Annotated in this window: 12 protein-coding genes and 1 pseudogene; 1 reads left to right on the top strand and 12 read right to left on the bottom strand. The window is 62.9% G+C overall.

Features of this window, described 5'->3' with window-relative positions; genetic code table 11:
* Positions 1–2: 2 nt before the first annotated feature.
* From B0G62_RS23815 to B0G62_RS23795, 5 genes are all read right to left on the bottom strand, one after another.
* The gene (locus B0G62_RS23815) at positions 3–1,946 is read right to left on the bottom strand and encodes a (Fe-S)-binding protein (protein ID WP_103706675.1); all 1,944 of its coding nucleotides are present in this window, start codon (positions 1,944–1,946) and stop codon (positions 3–5) included.
* 3 nt (positions 1,947–1,949) lie between these two features.
* Entirely contained in the window at positions 1,950–4,013 is a 2,064-nt protein-coding gene (locus B0G62_RS23810) for an NADH:flavin oxidoreductase (RefSeq protein WP_103706674.1), read from the bottom strand.
* A gap of 104 nt (positions 4,014–4,117) precedes the next feature.
* Positions 4,118–4,672 (bottom strand): DUF5943 domain-containing protein, encoded by a 555-nt coding sequence (locus tag B0G62_RS23805; RefSeq protein ID WP_103706673.1) that lies wholly within the window; start codon positions 4,670–4,672, stop codon positions 4,118–4,120.
* 48 nt (positions 4,673–4,720) lie between these two features.
* The gene (locus B0G62_RS23800) at positions 4,721–5,692 is read right to left on the bottom strand and encodes a dipeptidase (RefSeq protein ID WP_103706672.1); all 972 of its coding nucleotides are present in this window, start codon (positions 5,690–5,692) and stop codon (positions 4,721–4,723) included.
* A 23-nt stretch (positions 5,693–5,715) separates the two neighbouring features.
* Entirely contained in the window at positions 5,716–6,990 is a 1,275-nt protein-coding gene (locus tag B0G62_RS23795; RefSeq protein ID WP_103706671.1) for a serine hydroxymethyltransferase, read from the bottom strand.
* Between the two features lie 470 nt (positions 6,991–7,460).
* Between B0G62_RS23795 and B0G62_RS23790 the strand changes: the two are divergent.
* Positions 7,461–8,498: pseudogene (locus B0G62_RS23790) on the top strand (GlxA family transcriptional regulator); the annotation flags it as partial.
* Positions 8,499–8,567: 69 nt separating this feature from the next.
* Here B0G62_RS23790 and fdhA read toward each other — a convergent pair.
* The 7 genes from fdhA to B0G62_RS23755 form a co-directional block, all read right to left on the bottom strand.
* Positions 8,568–9,764, bottom strand: a complete 1,197-nt coding sequence (gene fdhA / locus B0G62_RS23785; protein WP_103706669.1) for a formaldehyde dehydrogenase, glutathione-independent — start codon at positions 9,762–9,764, stop codon at positions 8,568–8,570.
* A 68-nt stretch (positions 9,765–9,832) separates the two neighbouring features.
* Complete coding sequence (locus tag B0G62_RS23780; RefSeq protein ID WP_244193359.1) at positions 9,833–10,216, bottom strand: dihydroneopterin aldolase; 384 nt, start codon at positions 10,214–10,216, stop codon at positions 9,833–9,835.
* Between the two features lie 59 nt (positions 10,217–10,275).
* Positions 10,276–10,920, bottom strand: a complete 645-nt coding sequence (locus tag B0G62_RS23775; protein WP_103706667.1) for a sarcosine oxidase subunit gamma — start codon at positions 10,918–10,920, stop codon at positions 10,276–10,278.
* On the bottom strand, positions 10,910–13,918 hold the full coding sequence (locus B0G62_RS23770) for a sarcosine oxidase subunit alpha family protein (RefSeq protein WP_103706666.1): 3,009 nt from the start codon (positions 13,916–13,918) through the stop codon (positions 10,910–10,912). The genes B0G62_RS23775 and B0G62_RS23770 overlap by 11 nt, the downstream gene beginning before the upstream one ends.
* Entirely contained in the window at positions 13,915–14,220 is a 306-nt protein-coding gene (locus B0G62_RS23765) for a sarcosine oxidase subunit delta (protein WP_103706665.1), read from the bottom strand. Before B0G62_RS23765 ends, B0G62_RS23770 begins: the two co-directional genes overlap by 4 nt.
* 32 nt (positions 14,221–14,252) lie before the next feature.
* A complete protein-coding gene (locus B0G62_RS23760; protein WP_103706664.1) occupies positions 14,253–15,497 on the bottom strand; it encodes a sarcosine oxidase subunit beta family protein in 1,245 nt (414 codons plus the stop codon).
* Between the two features lie 38 nt (positions 15,498–15,535).
* Positions 15,536–16,921 (bottom strand): L-serine ammonia-lyase, encoded by a 1,386-nt coding sequence (locus B0G62_RS23755; RefSeq protein WP_103706663.1) that lies wholly within the window; start codon positions 16,919–16,921, stop codon positions 15,536–15,538.
* Positions 16,922–17,304 lie beyond the last annotated feature (383 nt).

The raw sequence follows: 17,304 nt of genomic DNA, 5'->3' as shown, positions 1-17,304 counted from the left end.
GCTCACTCCAGCGCGGCGGCGACGAGTTCGGCGACGTCGAGGACTTCGGGGCGCGGGCCCACGACGCCTTCGAGCATGGCCGTACAGTTAGGACAACCGACAGCCACCACGTCTGCGCCCACGGCGCGTGCGTCGGCGATGCGGATATCGGGGATGCGCTGCTTGCCGGGGATATCGGTCAGCGGCGCGCCGCCTCCGCCGCCGCAGCAGCGCCCCCGCATACCGCTGCGCTCCATCTCCACCACGCGGATGCCGATGGTCTTGAGCAGCTTGCGCGGCGCGTCGGTTTCGCCGTTGTAGCGGCCCAGATAGCAGGGGTCGTGATACGTCGTGCGTTTGTCGCGCAAGGCTTCGAGCGCCTTCGGCTCGATGCGGCCTTTGTCGGCGAGTTCCGCGAGCAGCATGGTGTGATGCAGCACTTCGTAGCGCGAGCCCAGCGCGCGGTACTCGTTGCGCAGGCTGTGCATGACGTGCGGATCGGCGGTAACGATACGGCCGAACTGCAACGCGTCGAGCGTGCCCATCATCTGCCGCGCCATCTGGCGGAAGGTGGCTTCGTCGCCCAGACGCCGCGCCACGTCGCCCGTGTCGCCCTCGCTCGCGCCCAGCACCGCGTAATCGACGCCGGCCTTGTTGAGCACCTTGACGAGCGCGCGCAGCGTGCGCTGATAGCGCATGTCGAACGCGCCCTCGCCCGCCACCAGCAGGATATCGACTGGCTTGCCCGGCTGCGCCACCGGCGCTTCCAGATCCACGGACCAGTCGTAGCGCGCACGCTTGTCGTAACCGCCCATCGTGCCGGTCTCGCGCAGATTGGCCAGCACCTCGGGCCCCTTGCCCGGCACCATGCCATGCACGAGCGTCTGGTTGCGGCGCATATCGACGATGGCGTCCACATGCTCGATCAACATCGGGCACTCCTGCACGCAGGCGCGGCAGGTCGTGCAGGACCAGAGCGTCTGCGGCTCGATCAGGCCCGAGACGATCGGACCATCGGGCCGACCGCCATGGCTGCCCACCGCGATGCCTGGCGTCGGGCTGCCCGCGTAGGCCGCGTCCGTGCCGCCCGCCATGCCGGTCACGAGATCCTGAATCAGCTTCTTCGGATTGAGCGGCTGGCCTGCCGCAAACGCCGGGCAAGCGGCCTCGCACTTGCCGCACTGCACGCAGGCGTCGAAGCTCAGCAACTGATTCCAGCGGAATTCGACGGGTTTGGCGACGCCATATTCCTTTTGCTCGATATCGGGCAGCTTGAGCGCCGTGGGCGGCGTGGCCTCGCCCTGGCCGGTCCAGGCCGCGCGGTCCGCCGCGAAACGCTCCTGGCGCGGGTGAAACGCCAGATGCAGCAGGCCCGCGACCGCGTGCTTCATCGGGCCGCCCCGCGCCGCGCCGAACGTCATGGTGTAGGCGCCAACCACGATCAGCACCGCGCAGATCAGCGCGAACGCACCGGACATCGCAGCGGCAGGAACCGCCGTGTACAGCGCGATCCCGAGCGCGAACGCGCCCAGCATCCACGGCAGCGTATTCCACGGCCCGCGCGAGAGCCGCGCGGGTACCTGCTTAGCGTGCCGGCGACGCCACACGAACACGGCGCCCGCCAGCATCGCCAGCGCGGCCAGCAGGATCAACTTGTCGAGCCACGGCGAGTAGATCGCCAGACCATAGTTGACGAACACCAGCACGAGCGCGCCAATCGCGCCGCCCGCCGTGGCCACATGCGTCTTCGCGATGTACGGATCGCGCGCCACCACATGATGCAGATCGACGAAATAACGCTTAGGGATACTGAACAGGTTGCCGATGCCGAATTTACCGGGATTTCCGTATGGACCCGGCGCCGCCGCGCGTCCGAGCCGCCAGTAGGCGGCGCGCTTCGCGACCGCGAACACGAGCCCCGCCATCGAAAGCCACAGCAATGCGGTGATGAGGTAGGCAGGCTTCATGGCTCAGAAGTCCTTGACGAGACGCAGCGCGTCGTAGATCGCGCCGTGGATGTTGTGCAGGGAAATGCAGTCGCCCACGCGGAACAGCAGGAAGCGCCCATTGCCCAGTTCCTCCGAAAGACAGGGCTGCGGCTCGGCGGCGAAGAGCTTGTGCACGTCCACCTGGCCACGATTGAGCGACTCGGGCTTGAGCTTCCAGTAGAGCGCGTCGTTGGGCGTGCTGCCGTTCTCGATCACCACCTGATCGACCGCGCGCTCCTCCTGCTCCTCCGTGTACTCGTTGCGCAGCACGGCAATCTTCTTGCCGTTTTCCTCGTACACGCGGTCGAGCCAGTAGTTCGGCGTATGAATCACGCCTTGCGCGTAGAGCCGCCGATAGAAGATCGGGAACGTCGTGCCGCCCACGTCATCGGCCACTTTCACATCGGGCGTGACGATCTCCACGTTCGAACCACGGCTGGAGATGAAATCGGCCACGCCCGCGCCGGCATGTGTGCTCACGCCGTCGTAGACCAGTACGTTCTGCTTCGGCTCCACGCGGCCCGAAAGAATGTCCCACGAACTCACGGCCAGCCCGTCAGCCGCACCCCACGCCGGCACCTGCTGCGTGAAACTCGATCCACCGGTTGCGAGCACAACGATATCGGGCTGTTCCGCGAAAATGACTGCTTCATCGGCTTCGACGCCTATGCGGCGATCCACGCCCAGGCGCTTCGTCTCCATGTCGAACCAGCGCACGATACCGGCCATCTGCTCGCGCTGCGGCGCCTTTGCGGCCAGCAGAATCTGCCCGCCCACGGCATCGCCCTTCTCGAACAGCACCACGTCATGGCCACGCAGGCGCGCGACACGCGCCGCCTCCAGGCCCGCCGGGCCTGCGCCCACCACCACGACCTTGCGCTTCGGCCCACGCGTGCGCGCGATCACATGCGGCATGGTGGCCTCGCGCGAAGTCGCGGCGTTCTGCACGCAAAGTACGTCGTGGCCGTTGTACTGGCGATCGATACAGTAATTCGCGCCCACGCACTGCTTGATTTCATCCTCGCGGCCATCGCGGATCTTGATGACCATGTGCGGATCGGCGATCTGCGCGCGCGTCATGCCGACCAGATCGACCATGCCGCCAGCCAGCAGACGCTCGGCCTGGCCCGCATCGCGAATGCTCTGCGCGTGCATCACCGGCAGCTTCACCACCGACTTGATGCCCGCCGCGAGATGCACGAAAGGCTCGGGCGGCAACGCCATCGGCGGCATGCAGTTGGCGAGCGTATTGTGCGTATCCGCACCCGAACCAATCACGCCGAGATAATCGATCAGACCGGTTTCGGCCATTGCCTGGGCGATCTCCTTCAACTGCTCGTGGTCCAGACCGTCCTCATGGAATTCGTCGCCGCACATGCGCAGACCCACGCAGAAGTCCTTGCCCACCGCCTCGCGTACGGCCTGCAACACCTCGACACCGAAGCGCAGACGGTTTTCAAGCGAGCCGCCCCACTCGTCGGTGCGAAAGTTGGTGCGCCGGCTCCAGAACTGATCGATCAGATGCTGGTGCGCCGCTGAAATTTCGATGCCGTCCATGCCCGCGTCCTGCACGCGCTTCGCGGCGGTCGCGAAGTCGCCGATGATGCGGCGGATTTCCTCGACTTCGATGATCTTGGCGTTGCCGCGATGCACCGGCTCGCGAATGCCCGATGGCGACATCAGATGCGGCCAGTGCTCGCCATGGAACGCCGAGCGGCGGCCCATGTGCGTGGCCTGGATCATGATCTTCGCACCATGACGATGCATCGCTTCGGCCAGGCGTGCGAGCGGATCGATAATGCGGTCGGTCGAGAGATTCACCGACTTCCACCAGCCTTGCGGGCTGTCCACCGACACGGGGCTGGAGCCGCCGCAAACGGCGAGACCCACGCCGCCCTTGGCTTTCTCCTCGTAATACCGAATATAGCGGTCGCCCGGCAGGCCGCCCGGCTCCGCGTAGACCTCGGCATGGGCGGTGCTGACGATGCGGTTGCGCAGCGTGAGCTGGTTGAGCGTCAGGGGCTTGAACAGATTGGGATAACGCATCGCGGACGACCTCAGGCGTTCAGGGTGTATTGCGGTCTGACTATTTTGTTCGGCATACTGATTGAATTGCCGTACTCTTTATTCTCAGGTTCTGCGCATAGGCCTCAGTTCGTGAGCGGCGATACCTCGAACACGCAATGCGCGTGTCCGCCGCAAGCACAACGCACTTCGCGCGACTGGGCGCGGGGCGCGCGCTTGCCGTCGGGCGTCGTATCACTGCTTGTATCGTTCACCCAGTCCATCGCGCCTGCAAACCAGCCCGCGAACATATAGCAAAGCTTTTCGTCCTGGCCATGCTTGTCCGGCTGCGCGAGCACGAACGACGAGTTGCGCAGTTCGATGCGTGCGCGCGCGCTCGCCGGATCGGCTTCCACGATCGTGAAGATCCCCCAGCCACGCTGCGAAAGACGCTTGAGATAATGCTCGAACACGGCCATGCCCTCGATACCGTGCTTTTCAGCTTCCTTCGCGCACCAGTGATACGCGGACTTATAGCCGGCCTTGTAGAGAATCCCGGCGTAGGCATCGCGGCCCAGCGCCTCCTCCACGGCGGTATGGTTGTTCGTGAAGAAGTGGCGCGGCACGTAGAGCATCGGCAGCGCGTCGGTGGTCCAGACGCCGGTTTCCGGGTTCACGTCGATGGGCAATTGCGGTTGCATCGTGATTTTCCTGATCGTGGGATTCGTAATGTGTCGACGTGAAGCGCTTCAGCCGTTCCAGACTTCGCCGAACACGCGCAGCCAGTTCTCGCCCATCACCTTCTTGATGCGCGTTTCGCTCCAGCCCGCGCGTTCCATCGCGGCGGTGAGATTCGGAAACTCGCCGATGGTGCGGATGCCTTCCGGGTTGACCACCTTGCCGAAGTTCGTGAGACGGCGATAGCGGCCCTTGTCGTGTGTGATCCAGTCGAAGAATTCGGTCGTATAACCCTGCGTGAAGTCCGTGCCGATCCCCACGCGGTCCTCGCCGATCAGATCGACCACGTATTCGATCGCTTCCAGATAGTCCTCGACAGTGGCGTCCGGGCCGCGCTTGAGGAACGGCGCGAACATCGTCACGCCCACGAAGCCGTTGGCATCCGCGATTTCCTTCAGTTGCTCGTCGCTTTTGTTACGCGGATGTTCCTTGAGACCCGACGGGCAGCAATGCGAATACGTCACCGGCTTTTTCGACGCGGCGATCGCATCGGACGACGTCTTGCCGCCCACATGCGAGAGATCGACCATGATGCCCACGCGGTTCATTTCCTGAATGACTTCGCGCCCGTAACCGGACAGGCCGCCGTCCGCCTCATAACAACCCGTGCCCACCAGGTTCTGCGTGTTGTAGCAAAGCTGCACCACGTTCACGCCGAGTTCCTTGAACACCTCGATATAGCCAAGGTTGTCCTCGAACGCATACGAATTCTGGAAGCCGAAGATGATGCCGGTCTTGTTCTCCTTCTTCGCACGCACGATGTCGTCGGTCGTGCGCACGAGCGTGAGGATCTCGCTGTATTCGCGGATCTGCTGCTTCATCTCGGCGATGTTGTCCACCGTCTTCTGGAAATCTTCCCAGACCGAGACCGTGCAATTGACGGCGGTGACGCCGCCCTTACGCATGTCCTCGAACACGGAGCGCTCGAACTTCGAAATGTTCAGGCCATCGATGATGATGCTGTTGTCGTGCAGGGTGCTCATCGTGCTTGTGCTCCGTGGGGATCTCAGTAGATGGGAAAGCGTTCGCACAGCGCGAAGATTTCGCGGCGCACGCGTTGCTCGGTGCCGGCGTCGCCCTCGGGATGCGCGCGCAGCGCGTCGAACACCTCCAGGATCAGCGCGCCGATCTGGCGGAATTCCGCCACGCCGAAGCCGCGCGTCGTGCCTGCGGGCGTGCCCAGGCGAATGCCGGACGTGACCGTGGGTTTTTCCGTGTCGAAGGGGATGCCGTTCTTGTTGCAGGTAATACCGGCGCGCTCAAGCGCCTGTTCGACCTGCGTGCCCTTGAGACCCTTCGGGCGCAGATCGACCAATAGCAGATGGTTGTCGGTGCCGCCCGTGACCAGATCGACGCCGCCGTCCTTGAGAACTTCGCCCAACGCGCGCGCATTGGCCAGCACGTTGTCGATATAGGTTGTGAAACCGGCGTCGAGCGCTTCGCCGAAAGCCACCGCCTTGCCCGCGATCACGTGCATGAGCGGGCCGCCCTGCAGGCCGGGAAACACGGCCGAGTTGATCTTCTTCGCGATGTCTTCGTCGTTGGTCAGCACCACGCCACCGCGTGGGCCGCGCAACGTCTTGTGCGTGGTCGAAGTCACCACATGGGCGTGCTCGACCGGATTTGCGTGGCGCCCCGCCGCGATGATGCCCGCAATATGCGCCATGTCCACCATCAGCTTTGCGCCCACGCTATCGGCGATGGCGCGAAAGCGCGCGAAGTCCAGTTCGCGCGGATACGCGGAAAAGCCAGCGATCAGAAGACTCGGCTTGTGCTGTTGCGCGAGTTCCGCGACCTGGTCGTAATCGATGCGCATGGTGTCGCGATTCACACCGTACTGCACCGCGTTGAACCATTTGCCAGACAGCGCCGGCTTCGCGCCGTGCGTGAGGTGACCGCCAGCGTCCAGCGACATGCCCAGCACCGTATCGCCCGGCCTGGCGAGCGCCAGCATGACCGCGCCGTTGGCCTGTGCGCCGGAATGGGGCTGCACATTGGCAAAACCTGCACCAAAAAGCTGCTTGAGGCGGTCGATGGCCAGCGTTTCGATTTCGTCGGCGAATTCGCAGCCGCCGTAATAGCGCTTGCCGGGATAACCTTCCGCATACTTATTGGTCAACACCGAACCCTGCGCTTCCAGCACGGCGCGCGAGACGATGTTTTCCGAGGCGATCATTTCCACCTGCGACTGCTGACGCTCCAGTTCTTTCAGGAGGCTATTGCGCACCGCAGCATCACGCTGGGCGAGCGGTTGCGAAAAGAAGGCTTGCGAGTTCGACATAGGGCATCCATGACGAGAGATAGGGGTGAGGAGCCTGCCCGCGCGGCCTTGGCGCTGAAGCGGCGACCGACGGCTCTATTCTTGTCGCTCGGCTTTTTGATCGATATCCGAATTCAGACGCGTTCTTTTCCTTTTCCGCCATCGGCGTCCGTTTTTTACAAGTCGTGTTGAATCCGCCGCAATCGTCCGCCCCATCCGCACGACCGTAAATTCTTTCTGATGCGAATAAATTTCTCGTACACTCAAAACGGCCATTCCCCGATACGCCGAGTCGCCGTTCAAGCGAGTGATACGAACGCCTGATGCGCCGCGAATAGCACGACTGTTTCTTCAGGGGAAAAGAGCCCAGGCAGATTCGAAGCTCGTTGTAAGGAGCCAGGCTCATCAGGGTTTTGCCGCATGGCAGACCGATGGGGCGCGACTCCAGAATGCCGTAGCCTGGCCGCGCCCCGAGCGTTGCCATCGAATAAAAGGAATGGTTCCCCATGTCACCCGAGCGCACCGCGTCGCTAGCGCATTTCGCGTTCATGCCGCTGCCGAACTTCACGATGATCGCCTTCACCAACGCGATCGAAGTGCTTCGCATGGCTAATTACCTGAGCGGTCAGCCGCTCTACCGCTGGTCCGTCATCAGCCCCGAAGGCGGCACCGTCACTTCCAGCAGCGGCATCGGCTTCGACACGGGCCCGGCGGAATGCGCCGGGCAGCCCGATATCGTGTTCGTGTGCGGCGGCATCGACGTGCAACACGTCACGTCCGCCGCGCATCTGAATGCGCTGCGCCGGTTTGCGCGCATGGGTGTGGCGCTCGGCAGTCTTTGCACCGGCACCTATGCGCTGGCGAAGTCGGGGCTATTGGCGGGCTACGCGTGCGCGATCCATTGGGAGAATATGTCGGCGCTCAAGGAGGAGTTTCCTTCCACGCGCTTTCTCAAAGAGCTGTTCGTGATCGACCGCGATCGCGTGACCTGCACGGGCGGCGTGGCGCCGCTCGATATGATGCTGCACCTCATCACGCCGCGCGTGGGCACGGCGCGCGTCACGCAGATCGCAGAACAATTCGTGGTCGAGCATATCCGCGATACCAGCGCGCAGCAGCGCATGCCGCTGGTGGCGCGGCTCGGTTCGGCCAACAAGTCGCTCTTCGAAGTTATCTCGCTGATGGAGAGCAATATCGAAGAGCCGCTCTCGCGCGAAGAGCTGGCGCGTCTGGCAAACATGTCGCAACGGCAGTTGCAAAGGCTTTTTCACGAACACCTCGGCATGACGCCAACGCACTATTACCTCACGTTGCGCCTGCGCCGCGCGCGCGAACTGCTGCTGCAAACCGATATGTCGATCATGCAGATCACCATGGCGTGCGGCTTCCAGTCGGCGTGCCATTTCAGCAAGAGTTATCGCGACGCGTTTGGCATCGCGCCCACCGGCGAACGCCGCAAGCGCGTCGCGCCGATGGCGGGCGTGGACGCACCGCTACGGCATTTGCCTGCGCTACCCGCGCACGCGTAAAAAACGCGCAGCAACACCGAAAGGCAGCCCGAACCAAGGGCTGCCTTTTTCATGCACGCGAATAAAACCTTACGCCGCCAGCATCCGATGCGGGTCGATGACGAATTTACGCGGCGCGCCGCCATCGAATTTCTTGTACCCCTCCGGGGCTTCTTCCAGCGAAATCACCGTCACGTTGACGATCTTCGCGATCGGCAGACGGTCGAACAGAATCGCCTGCATGAGGTTGCGGTTGTACTTGAGCACGGGCGTCTGACCGGTATGGAACGTGTGCGATTTCGCCCAGCCCAGGCCAAAGCGGATGCTCAGGCTGCCGTGCTTCGCCGCCACGTCGGTTGCGCCCGGATCATCGGTCACATAAAGACCCGGAATACCGATCATCCCCGCAGGGCGCGTAATCTCCATCAGCGAATTGAGCACGGTAGCGGGCGCCTCCTCCTCGTGCCCCGAGGCACCATGTCCATGGGCCTCGAAACCCACGCAATCGACGGCGCAATCGATCTCCGGCTTGCCGAGAATCTGCTCGATCTGTTCGCCCAACGTTGCGTCCTTCGAAAGATCGACCACTTCGAAGCCCATCGCCTTCGCATGTGCGAGACGTTCGGCATTCATGTCGCCGACGATCGTGCAGGCCGCGCCGAGCAAGCGCGCCGAAGCCGCCGCCGCCATTCCGACCGGCCCCGCGCCCGCGATATAGACCGTCGAGCCAGGTTTCACTCCCGCCGTGAGCGCGCCGTGATAACCCGTCGGCAGAATATCCGATAGGCACGTGAGATCGCGAATCTTCGACATCGCCTGATCGCGATCCGGGAATTTGAGCAGATTGAAATCGGCGTAAGGCACGAGCACATATTCCGCCTGTCCGCCGATCCAGCCGCCCATATCCACGTAGCCATACGCGCCGCCCGCGCGCGAGGGATTCACGTTAAGGCACACGCCCGTGTGCTGTTCGCGGCACATCGCGCAACGTCCACACGCGACGTTGAACGGCACCGACACCAGATCGCCGATCTTGAGCGTTTCCACGTCGCGACCCACTTCCACCACTTCGCCGGTAATCTCGTGGCCGAGCACGAGACCAACGGGCGCTGTCGTGCGGCCACGGACCATGTGCTGGTCCGAGCCGCAGATATTCGTACTGACCACCTTGAGAATCACACCATGGCCGATCGAGCGTCCCGAAGGATCGACCATTTTCGGGTAGTCGATATTCTGCACTTCGACCTTGCCCGCTCCTAGATACACCACGCCTCGATTATTGCTCATCGTTGCTGTCTCCTTTGTGATGGGCTTTTTGCTTTCTATTTCTCCCTGTCAATCCTGACAATTCAGGACTACTTCACGCTGCTCCATGCGAGAAAGTCGGCGCGCGTCCAGTCGAGCGCCACGCCCACGCGCCGCGTGCCGGGACGAATCTTCGGCTTGTGCACGGCGAGCGTGAGCGTCTGCAACGCAGGCCACTCGCGAAACGAGAACGCCGCGAGATCGGCGACCAGCGTTTCGAGCAGCCTCGTATGCGGCCGATGCGCGAGCCAGTCGGCCACGCGCGTGCACCAGCCGTCGTAGTCGATCCACTCGGCCGTCTCGTTCGGCTCGCAGCGGTAGCCCAATTGCGCATCGATCACGACGGGCTGCGGCGCCTCATGCTCATACGCATGAATGCCCACGCGCACCGGCACGCTCAACCCATCGACGAACACGCTCCAGCCACGGCCCATCGACGACGCACGCGATGCAAGAGGAGCCAGCGCCTGCACGATGCCCTCATCGACGATATTCATGACATAAGCGGCGCAGCAGCGTCGAGCAGAATGCGGCAGAAGTAATCCGCGAAGCTGCGACGCACGACCACTTCATAGCGATCGACGCCCGAGGGAATCAGCACGATCGACGCCTTGAAAAAGAAGCTTTGCGCGCATTGCCCGTCCTTGAACAGACGCGGATGAAGATCGAGCGGGCAGCCGCGCGCGAGCACTTCGCGCACGCGCGTGCCGGTCAATTCGACCACGGTATAGCCGCTGCCGACATCGACAGCCGTGGCCCACGCACCGGTATTGCCGCTCAATACGCCCGTGAGCTTCGCTTCGAGCACGCCGGCTTCGACAGGGCCGGCCGAGCGCACGAGCCATTCATCCGGGCCGAGCCAGAGCGCGTCGTAATCGGTGCCCTGCGAGCGTGTGTTCGGCTGCGCCGGCAGGCGGCAGCCCACGGCCTGCGCGAACGCGCTGGTGAACGCGGTGTCGCCCGGTTCGCCACGCACGTTGACCAGATCGCGAAACGGCAGTTCGCGCATCGCAAACGCCTTCGATGCACGCGTAGCGTGCGCGTCCATCACATCCGCCGCGCCGACGAACGGCGACTCCAGCCGCACAGCCGCCACGCGTTCCGCGAGGGGCATCGGTTCTCTCGTTTCATTCCACATGCTGACGCACCCCTTCCGTGTCATAGAAAATCGGGCTGGCGATCGTGGCGCTCACGCGCCGCCCATCGGCCATCGGCACCACGACTTTTTCGCCCATTTTGCCGAGGCCACCCTTCACCACCGCGAGCGCGATTGAGCGCTTGAGAATCGGGCTGTAATAGCTCGACGTGACGTGGCCGATCATCGGTGTCGTGCCGTCTGTTGCCTCGCGCGCTTCGGGGGCGACGATCTGGCCGCCTTCGGGCAGCACGTATTGCGTGTCCTCGGTGAGCAGGCCGACGAACTGCTTGCGTCCTTCCTTCGCCGTATCCGAGCGCGACAGCGAACGCTTGCCCAGAAAATCCTTCGTCTGCGAAACCAGCCCGCCCATGCCCAGATCGAACGGCGTGACCGATCCGTCGGTATCCTGACCAACGATGATGTAACCCTTTTCCGCCCGTAAAACGTGCATCGTTTCCGTGCCGTAAGGCGTGATGTCGAATTCCGCGCCTGCGGCCATCAATGCTTCCCACACAGCGCGGCCCGCATTGGCCGGCACGTTCACTTCATAGGCCAGTTCGCCCGAAAAGCTGATGCGCATCACACGCGCCTTCGCACCCGCCACCGTGCCGTTGCGATACGACATGAACGGGAACGCGGCGTTGGCGAAATCGATATCGGCGCACACCTTCTGCAGCACCTTGCGGCTCTTCGGGCCGACGACCGCAAACGTCGCCCAATGGTCCGTCACGGACGCCAGACGCACCTTCATATCGGGCCATTCGGTCTGCAACCAGCGTTCGAGCCATGTGAGCACGCGCGCCGCGCCGCCCGTCGTCGTGGTCATCATGTAGTGCTCGGGTCCGAGGCGCACGGTCACGCCGTCGTCGAACACCATGCCGTTTTCGTCGAGCATCAGGCCGTAGCGGCACTTGCCGACTTCCAGTTTGCTCCACGGATTCGTATAGACCCAGTTGAGCAGCTTCGCGGCATCGGGACCCTGAATATCGATCTTGCCCAGCGTCGAGGCGTCGAGTATGCCCACACTGTTTCGGACAGCCAGGCATTCTCGCACGACCGCCGCGTGCAGGGTTTCGCCCTTCTTCGGGAAGTACCACGGACGCTTCCAGTTGCCGACGTCCTCGAACAGCGCGCCATGCTCCACGTGCCATTCGTGCACGCAGGTCTTGCGGATCGGGTCGAGCATGTCGCCCAGCTCGCGCCCCGCAAAGGTGCCGAACGTGACCGGCGTGTAGTTTGGCCGGAACGTCGTGGTGCCCGTTTCCGGAATCGACTTGCCGAGTGCATTGGCGAGAATCGCCATGCCGTTGATATTGCCGAGCTTGCCCTGATCGGTGCCGAAGCCCATCGCCGTATAGCGCTTGACGTGCTCGATCGACTCGAAACCTTCACGCGCGGCCACCAGGATATCGGCGGCGGCAACGTCATTCTGGAAGTCGACGAACTGCTTCGGCCCGCGTGCCGCCGCAGCGTGACTACCTACGAGCCAGAGCGGTTGCAGCGGCGCTTCGGCATGATCGGCCACTTTTGGCACAGCACCGCGCGTGACCTTGAAGCCCAGCGATTGCGCGGCGTCCACGCCCGCGTCGATGCCCTGCGTAAGACCGCGCGCGAGACTGAATTCGCCTACTGCCGCGCCCGCGCTCACTTCTGGCTGCACGCGCTTGCCCGGAATGAAGCACGACTTCGCATCGCTCCACGCGGCCTTGCCGCCCGACTGTGCAAACAGATGCAGCACCGGATTGAAGCCGCCCGACATCGCGACCAGATCGCAGGGCAGATCGGCCTGCTTCGCGCCCGTCTGGCCTTTGTTCCAGGCCACGACCTCGACCGAATTCACACGCAGCTTGCCGCGTGCGCTCATGATCGCCGCGTTATTCATGATCTTCACGCCCTGGCGGCGCGCGGCGGCCTGCCACTCGCTCGTGCTCTGGCCACGCGGGTCGACAATCGTGACCGACGCGCCACAAGCCTTGAGATCGAGCGCGCAGCGATAACCCGCGTCGTTGTTCGTGAATACAACCGCGTTGCGGCCCGGCAACACGCCATAGCGATGGATATAAGTCGACACGGCCGAGGCCAGCATGATCCCCGGCAGATCGTTATTGCCGAACACGATGGGCCGCTCGTGCGCACCCGTCGCGAGAATCACGCGCTTCGCGCGGATCTTCCACAGCAATTCGCGCGAACCCTGGCGTGTGGAAACCGGCAGATGATCGGTCAGACGCTGCGTGACGGTGACGAGATTGTGATCCTGATAGCCGAAGGCCATGCTGCGCGACAGAATCTGCACATCGGGCAACGCGGCGAGTTCCGCTTCGACCTTTTCGACCCAGTGAATCGCGGGGCGCCCGTCGATTTCGGTCTTGCCCGCGAGCAGGCTGCCGCCCAGTTCACGCTGATCGTCGACCAGAATCACGCGCGCGCCGCTGCGCCCTGCCGTCAATGCAGCGAGCAGGCCAACCGGCCCGCCGCCCACCACGAGCACGTCGCAATGTGCGAAGGTCTTGTCGTAGCGATCCGCGTCGAGCGCTTCGGGCACCTTGCCCAGGCCCGCCGCCTCGCGAATCTTTTCTTCATACTTCGGCCAGAATTTACGCGGCCACATGAAGGTCTTGTAATAGAAGCCCGCAGGCATGAAACGCGAGAACTTCTGGTTCACGGCCATGCGGTCGCTTTCGAGGCTCGGCTCGGCGTTCACGCTGGTCGCAACGAGGCCTTGATACAGCTCGATTTCCGTGGCGCGCGCGTTCGGCACTGTATAGGCGCCTCGCTCCAGTTGCACGACGGCATTCGGCTCCGCCACGTCCGCTGTGACGATGCCGCGTGGACGGTGATACTTGAAGCTGCGCGCGACGAAATGCACATCGTTGGCGAGCAGCGCCGATGCCAGCGTATCGCCCTGGTAGCCTTGATACGTGCGTCCGTTGAACGTGAAGGTCAAGGGAATCGCGCGGTTGATGCGGCCGCCGCCGCCCAGACGGTTTTTCTGGCTCATGCCTTGCTCCCTTGCGTGTCCTGTGCGGTCGTGCTTTCGCCGCCCGTGCGAAATTTCTCGTAGCCGTGAATCTCATAGCTGACGGTGTCGCGCGTCACCATGAACCAGCGGCGACAGCCCTGCGCATGCAGCCATTGCTCCTTGTGAACGCCGCGCGGGTTATGGCGCATGAACAGATAATCGCCCCACTCCTTGTCAGTGAGCTTGTCGGTCTCCAGCGGCCGGGCGATTTCCGCCTCGCCGCCGCAGGAGAATTCCGCTTCGGCACGCGGGCCGCACCACGGACATTCGATCAGCAACATGTTGTGTTCTCCTTACCAGATCCGTGTGGAATTCAATGCGCGACGGCGGCGGCGCCGTGCTCGTCGATCAGATGACCGGTATAGAACCGGTCCAGCGAGAAGGGTGCGTTCAACGGGTGCGGCTCGTCGTTGGCGATGGTGTGCGCGAACGTCCAGCCCGAACCCGGCGTGGCCTTGAAACCGCCCGTGCCCCAGCCGCAGTTGAAATACAGGCCCTTCACGTCGGTCTTGCTGATGATCGGGCACGCGTCGGGCGACACATCGACAATGCCGCCCCACTGCCGGTTCATGCGCACGCGCGAGAACACCGGGAACATTTCGACAATCGCCTGCAAAGTGCCTTCGATAATGTTGAAACTGCCGCGCTGGCCGAAACCCGTGTATTGATCGACGCCCGCACCGATCACGAGATCGCCCTTGTCGGACTGGCTGATATAGGCGTGCACGGCATTCGACATGATGACGGTGTTGACCACGGGCTTGATCGGCTCGGACACCAGCGCCTGCAGCGGATGGCTTTCGAGCGGCAGGCGCACACCGGCCATATCGGCGAGCGTCGAGGTGTTGCCTGCGGCCACCACCGCGACTTTCTTCGCCTTGATGAATCCCTTAACGGTATCCACGCCCGTCACGCGCGCCCCATCTCGGCGAATGCCCGTCACCTGGCAGTTCTGAATGATGTCCACACCCAGGCGGTCCGCGCCGCGCGCGAAGCCCCAGGCCACCGCATCGTGACGCGCCACGCCCGCGCGGCGCTGGATCGACGCGCCCAGCACCGGATAGCGGCTGTTGAGATTGATGGTCGGCTCGATTTCCTTGATCTGCGCGGGCGTGAGGAATTCGGCATCCACGCCATTCAGACGGTTCGCATTCACGCGGCGCTCGGTATCGCGCACGTCCTGGAGCGTGTGCGCGAGATTCAGCACGCCGCGCTGGCTGAACATCACGTTGTAGTTCAAGTCCTGGGAAAGCCCTTCCCAGAGCTTCATCGCCTTCTCATAGAGCGCAGCCGATTCGTCCCAGAGATAGTTCGAACGCACGATGGTGGTGTTGCGCGCCGTATTGCCGCCGCCGATCCAGCCTTTTTCCAGAATGGCGATGTTCTTCACGCCATGTTCTTTCGCGAGGTAATACGCGGTGGCCAAACCATGCCCGCCGCCGCCGACGATCACGACGTCATATTCCTTTTTAGGCTCCGGACTCTTCCATTGCCGCTCCCAGTTCTCGTGATACGACAACCCGTTGCGGAACAGACTGAATATCGAATAGCGGCTCATTTCACGGTTCCTTCGTTGTGCGTTTCCCGCGTGTTCCATTAGCATTCGATGACGTTCACGGCCAGACCACCCCGCGACGTCTCCTTGTATTTGGTTTTCATATCGGCACCCGTTTCGCGCATGGTCTTGATCACGTTGTCGAGCGTGACGTAATGCTCGCCATTGCCTTTGAGCGCCATGCGCGATGCGTTGAGCGCCTTGATTGCGCCCATCGCATTGCGCTCGATGCAGGGAATCTGCACGAGGCCGCCCACCGGATCGCAGGTCATGCCCAGGTTGTGTTCCATGCCGATTTCAGCGGCGTTTTCCACCTGCAAGGGTGTGCCGCCCATGACAGCCGCGAGCGCCGCCGCGGCCATCGAGCAGGCCACGCCCACCTCGCCCTGGCAACCCACTTCGGCCCCTGAAATCGAGGCCGTTTCCTTGTAGATGATGCCGATGGCCGCCGCCGTGAGCAGGAAGTCGACAATACCCTTGTCGTTCGCACCCGGCGTAAACTTGACGTAGTAATGGAGCACGGCGGGAATCACGCCGGCTGCGCCGTTGGTGGGCGCCGTGACCACGCGCCCGCCAGCGGCGTTCTCCTCATTGACGGCCATCGCGTAGAGATTGACCCAGTCGAGCATCGACAGTGGATCGCGCAACGACTCTTCCGAGCGGGCGCGCAGATTCGTGCAGAGATCGGCGGCACGGCGGCGCACCTGCATCGGACCGGGCAGTTCGCCACGCATGCGGCAGCCGCGTTCCACGCAAGCGGCCATGGTTTGCCAGATCGCCATCAGACCTTCGCGCACGGCTTGAGGCGAGCGCGAAGCGCATTCATTGGCGAACACCACCTCGGCAATCGAGAGACCACTTTCGCGGCATACGCGCAGCAGATCATCGCCGGTGCGAAACGGCCAGGGTACCTCTTGCGCGCCGCGCACGCCATTCACGCGATCGCCTTCGCGATTCACGACAAAGCCGCCGCCGACCGAGTAATACTCCTTCTCCACCAGCAACTGACCTTGCTCGTCGAAAGCCTGAAAGCGCATGCCGTTGGAATGCAGCGTGTTCGTGCCGCCCAGGGTCTTGCGATAGAAGCCGATGCACTCGCGCTCGTCGAAGCGTATCGGATGCTTGCCGAGCAGCACGAGTTCGCGGTCGCGGCGAATGGCGGCGAGGCGCGGCTCGATGCTGTCCGGATCGACGATATGCGGCAGATTGCCTTCGAGGCCGAGCAGCACGGCCTTGTCGGTGCCGTGGCCCTTGCCGGTTGCGCCGAGCGAACCGTACAACTCCGCCTTCACGCGGCGCACGAAGCCGAGCAGATTGGCGTCCTCGATATGCGATGCGAAGCGGCAAGCGGCGATCATCGGGCCGACCGTGTGCGAACTCGACGGACCGATGCCGATCTTGAACAGGTCGAAGACGCTGACGTTCATCTGTTTTTCCCTGTGCTGGGGGGCGGGCCGCTTGTGCGGCGATGGGAGCAGTAGAACAAATTAGCCGCCCTCGCCGATAGAATAAAAACGGCATCGCGTTATGATGGGGACGCCAGTTGGTGTTTTCGGTATTGCGTGATTGCGGGTTGGCGATGGTTTTTGACGGAAAAACTTAAGTGGTTTGTGGTGTGGTTTTTTGTCGTTGTGCTTTTGGGGTTGGCATTTCCTTGTTTTCGTGTCGGTCTGCCAGTGTTGCCCCTGTGCGGGGCGGCACCTACTTTCTTTGCCGCGGTGTACAGACTGGAGACATGGTTGACACATGTACGAGGACATGGTTGACACATGATGCTCAGGTTTTTACGGTCTTCAGGTCAAGTTCTGTG

This window comes from Paraburkholderia eburnea (assembly GCF_002917095.1).
Taxonomy (GTDB): domain Bacteria; phylum Pseudomonadota; class Gammaproteobacteria; order Burkholderiales; family Burkholderiaceae; genus Paraburkholderia; species Paraburkholderia eburnea.
This window is presented reverse-complemented; position numbering and strand designations above follow the sequence as displayed.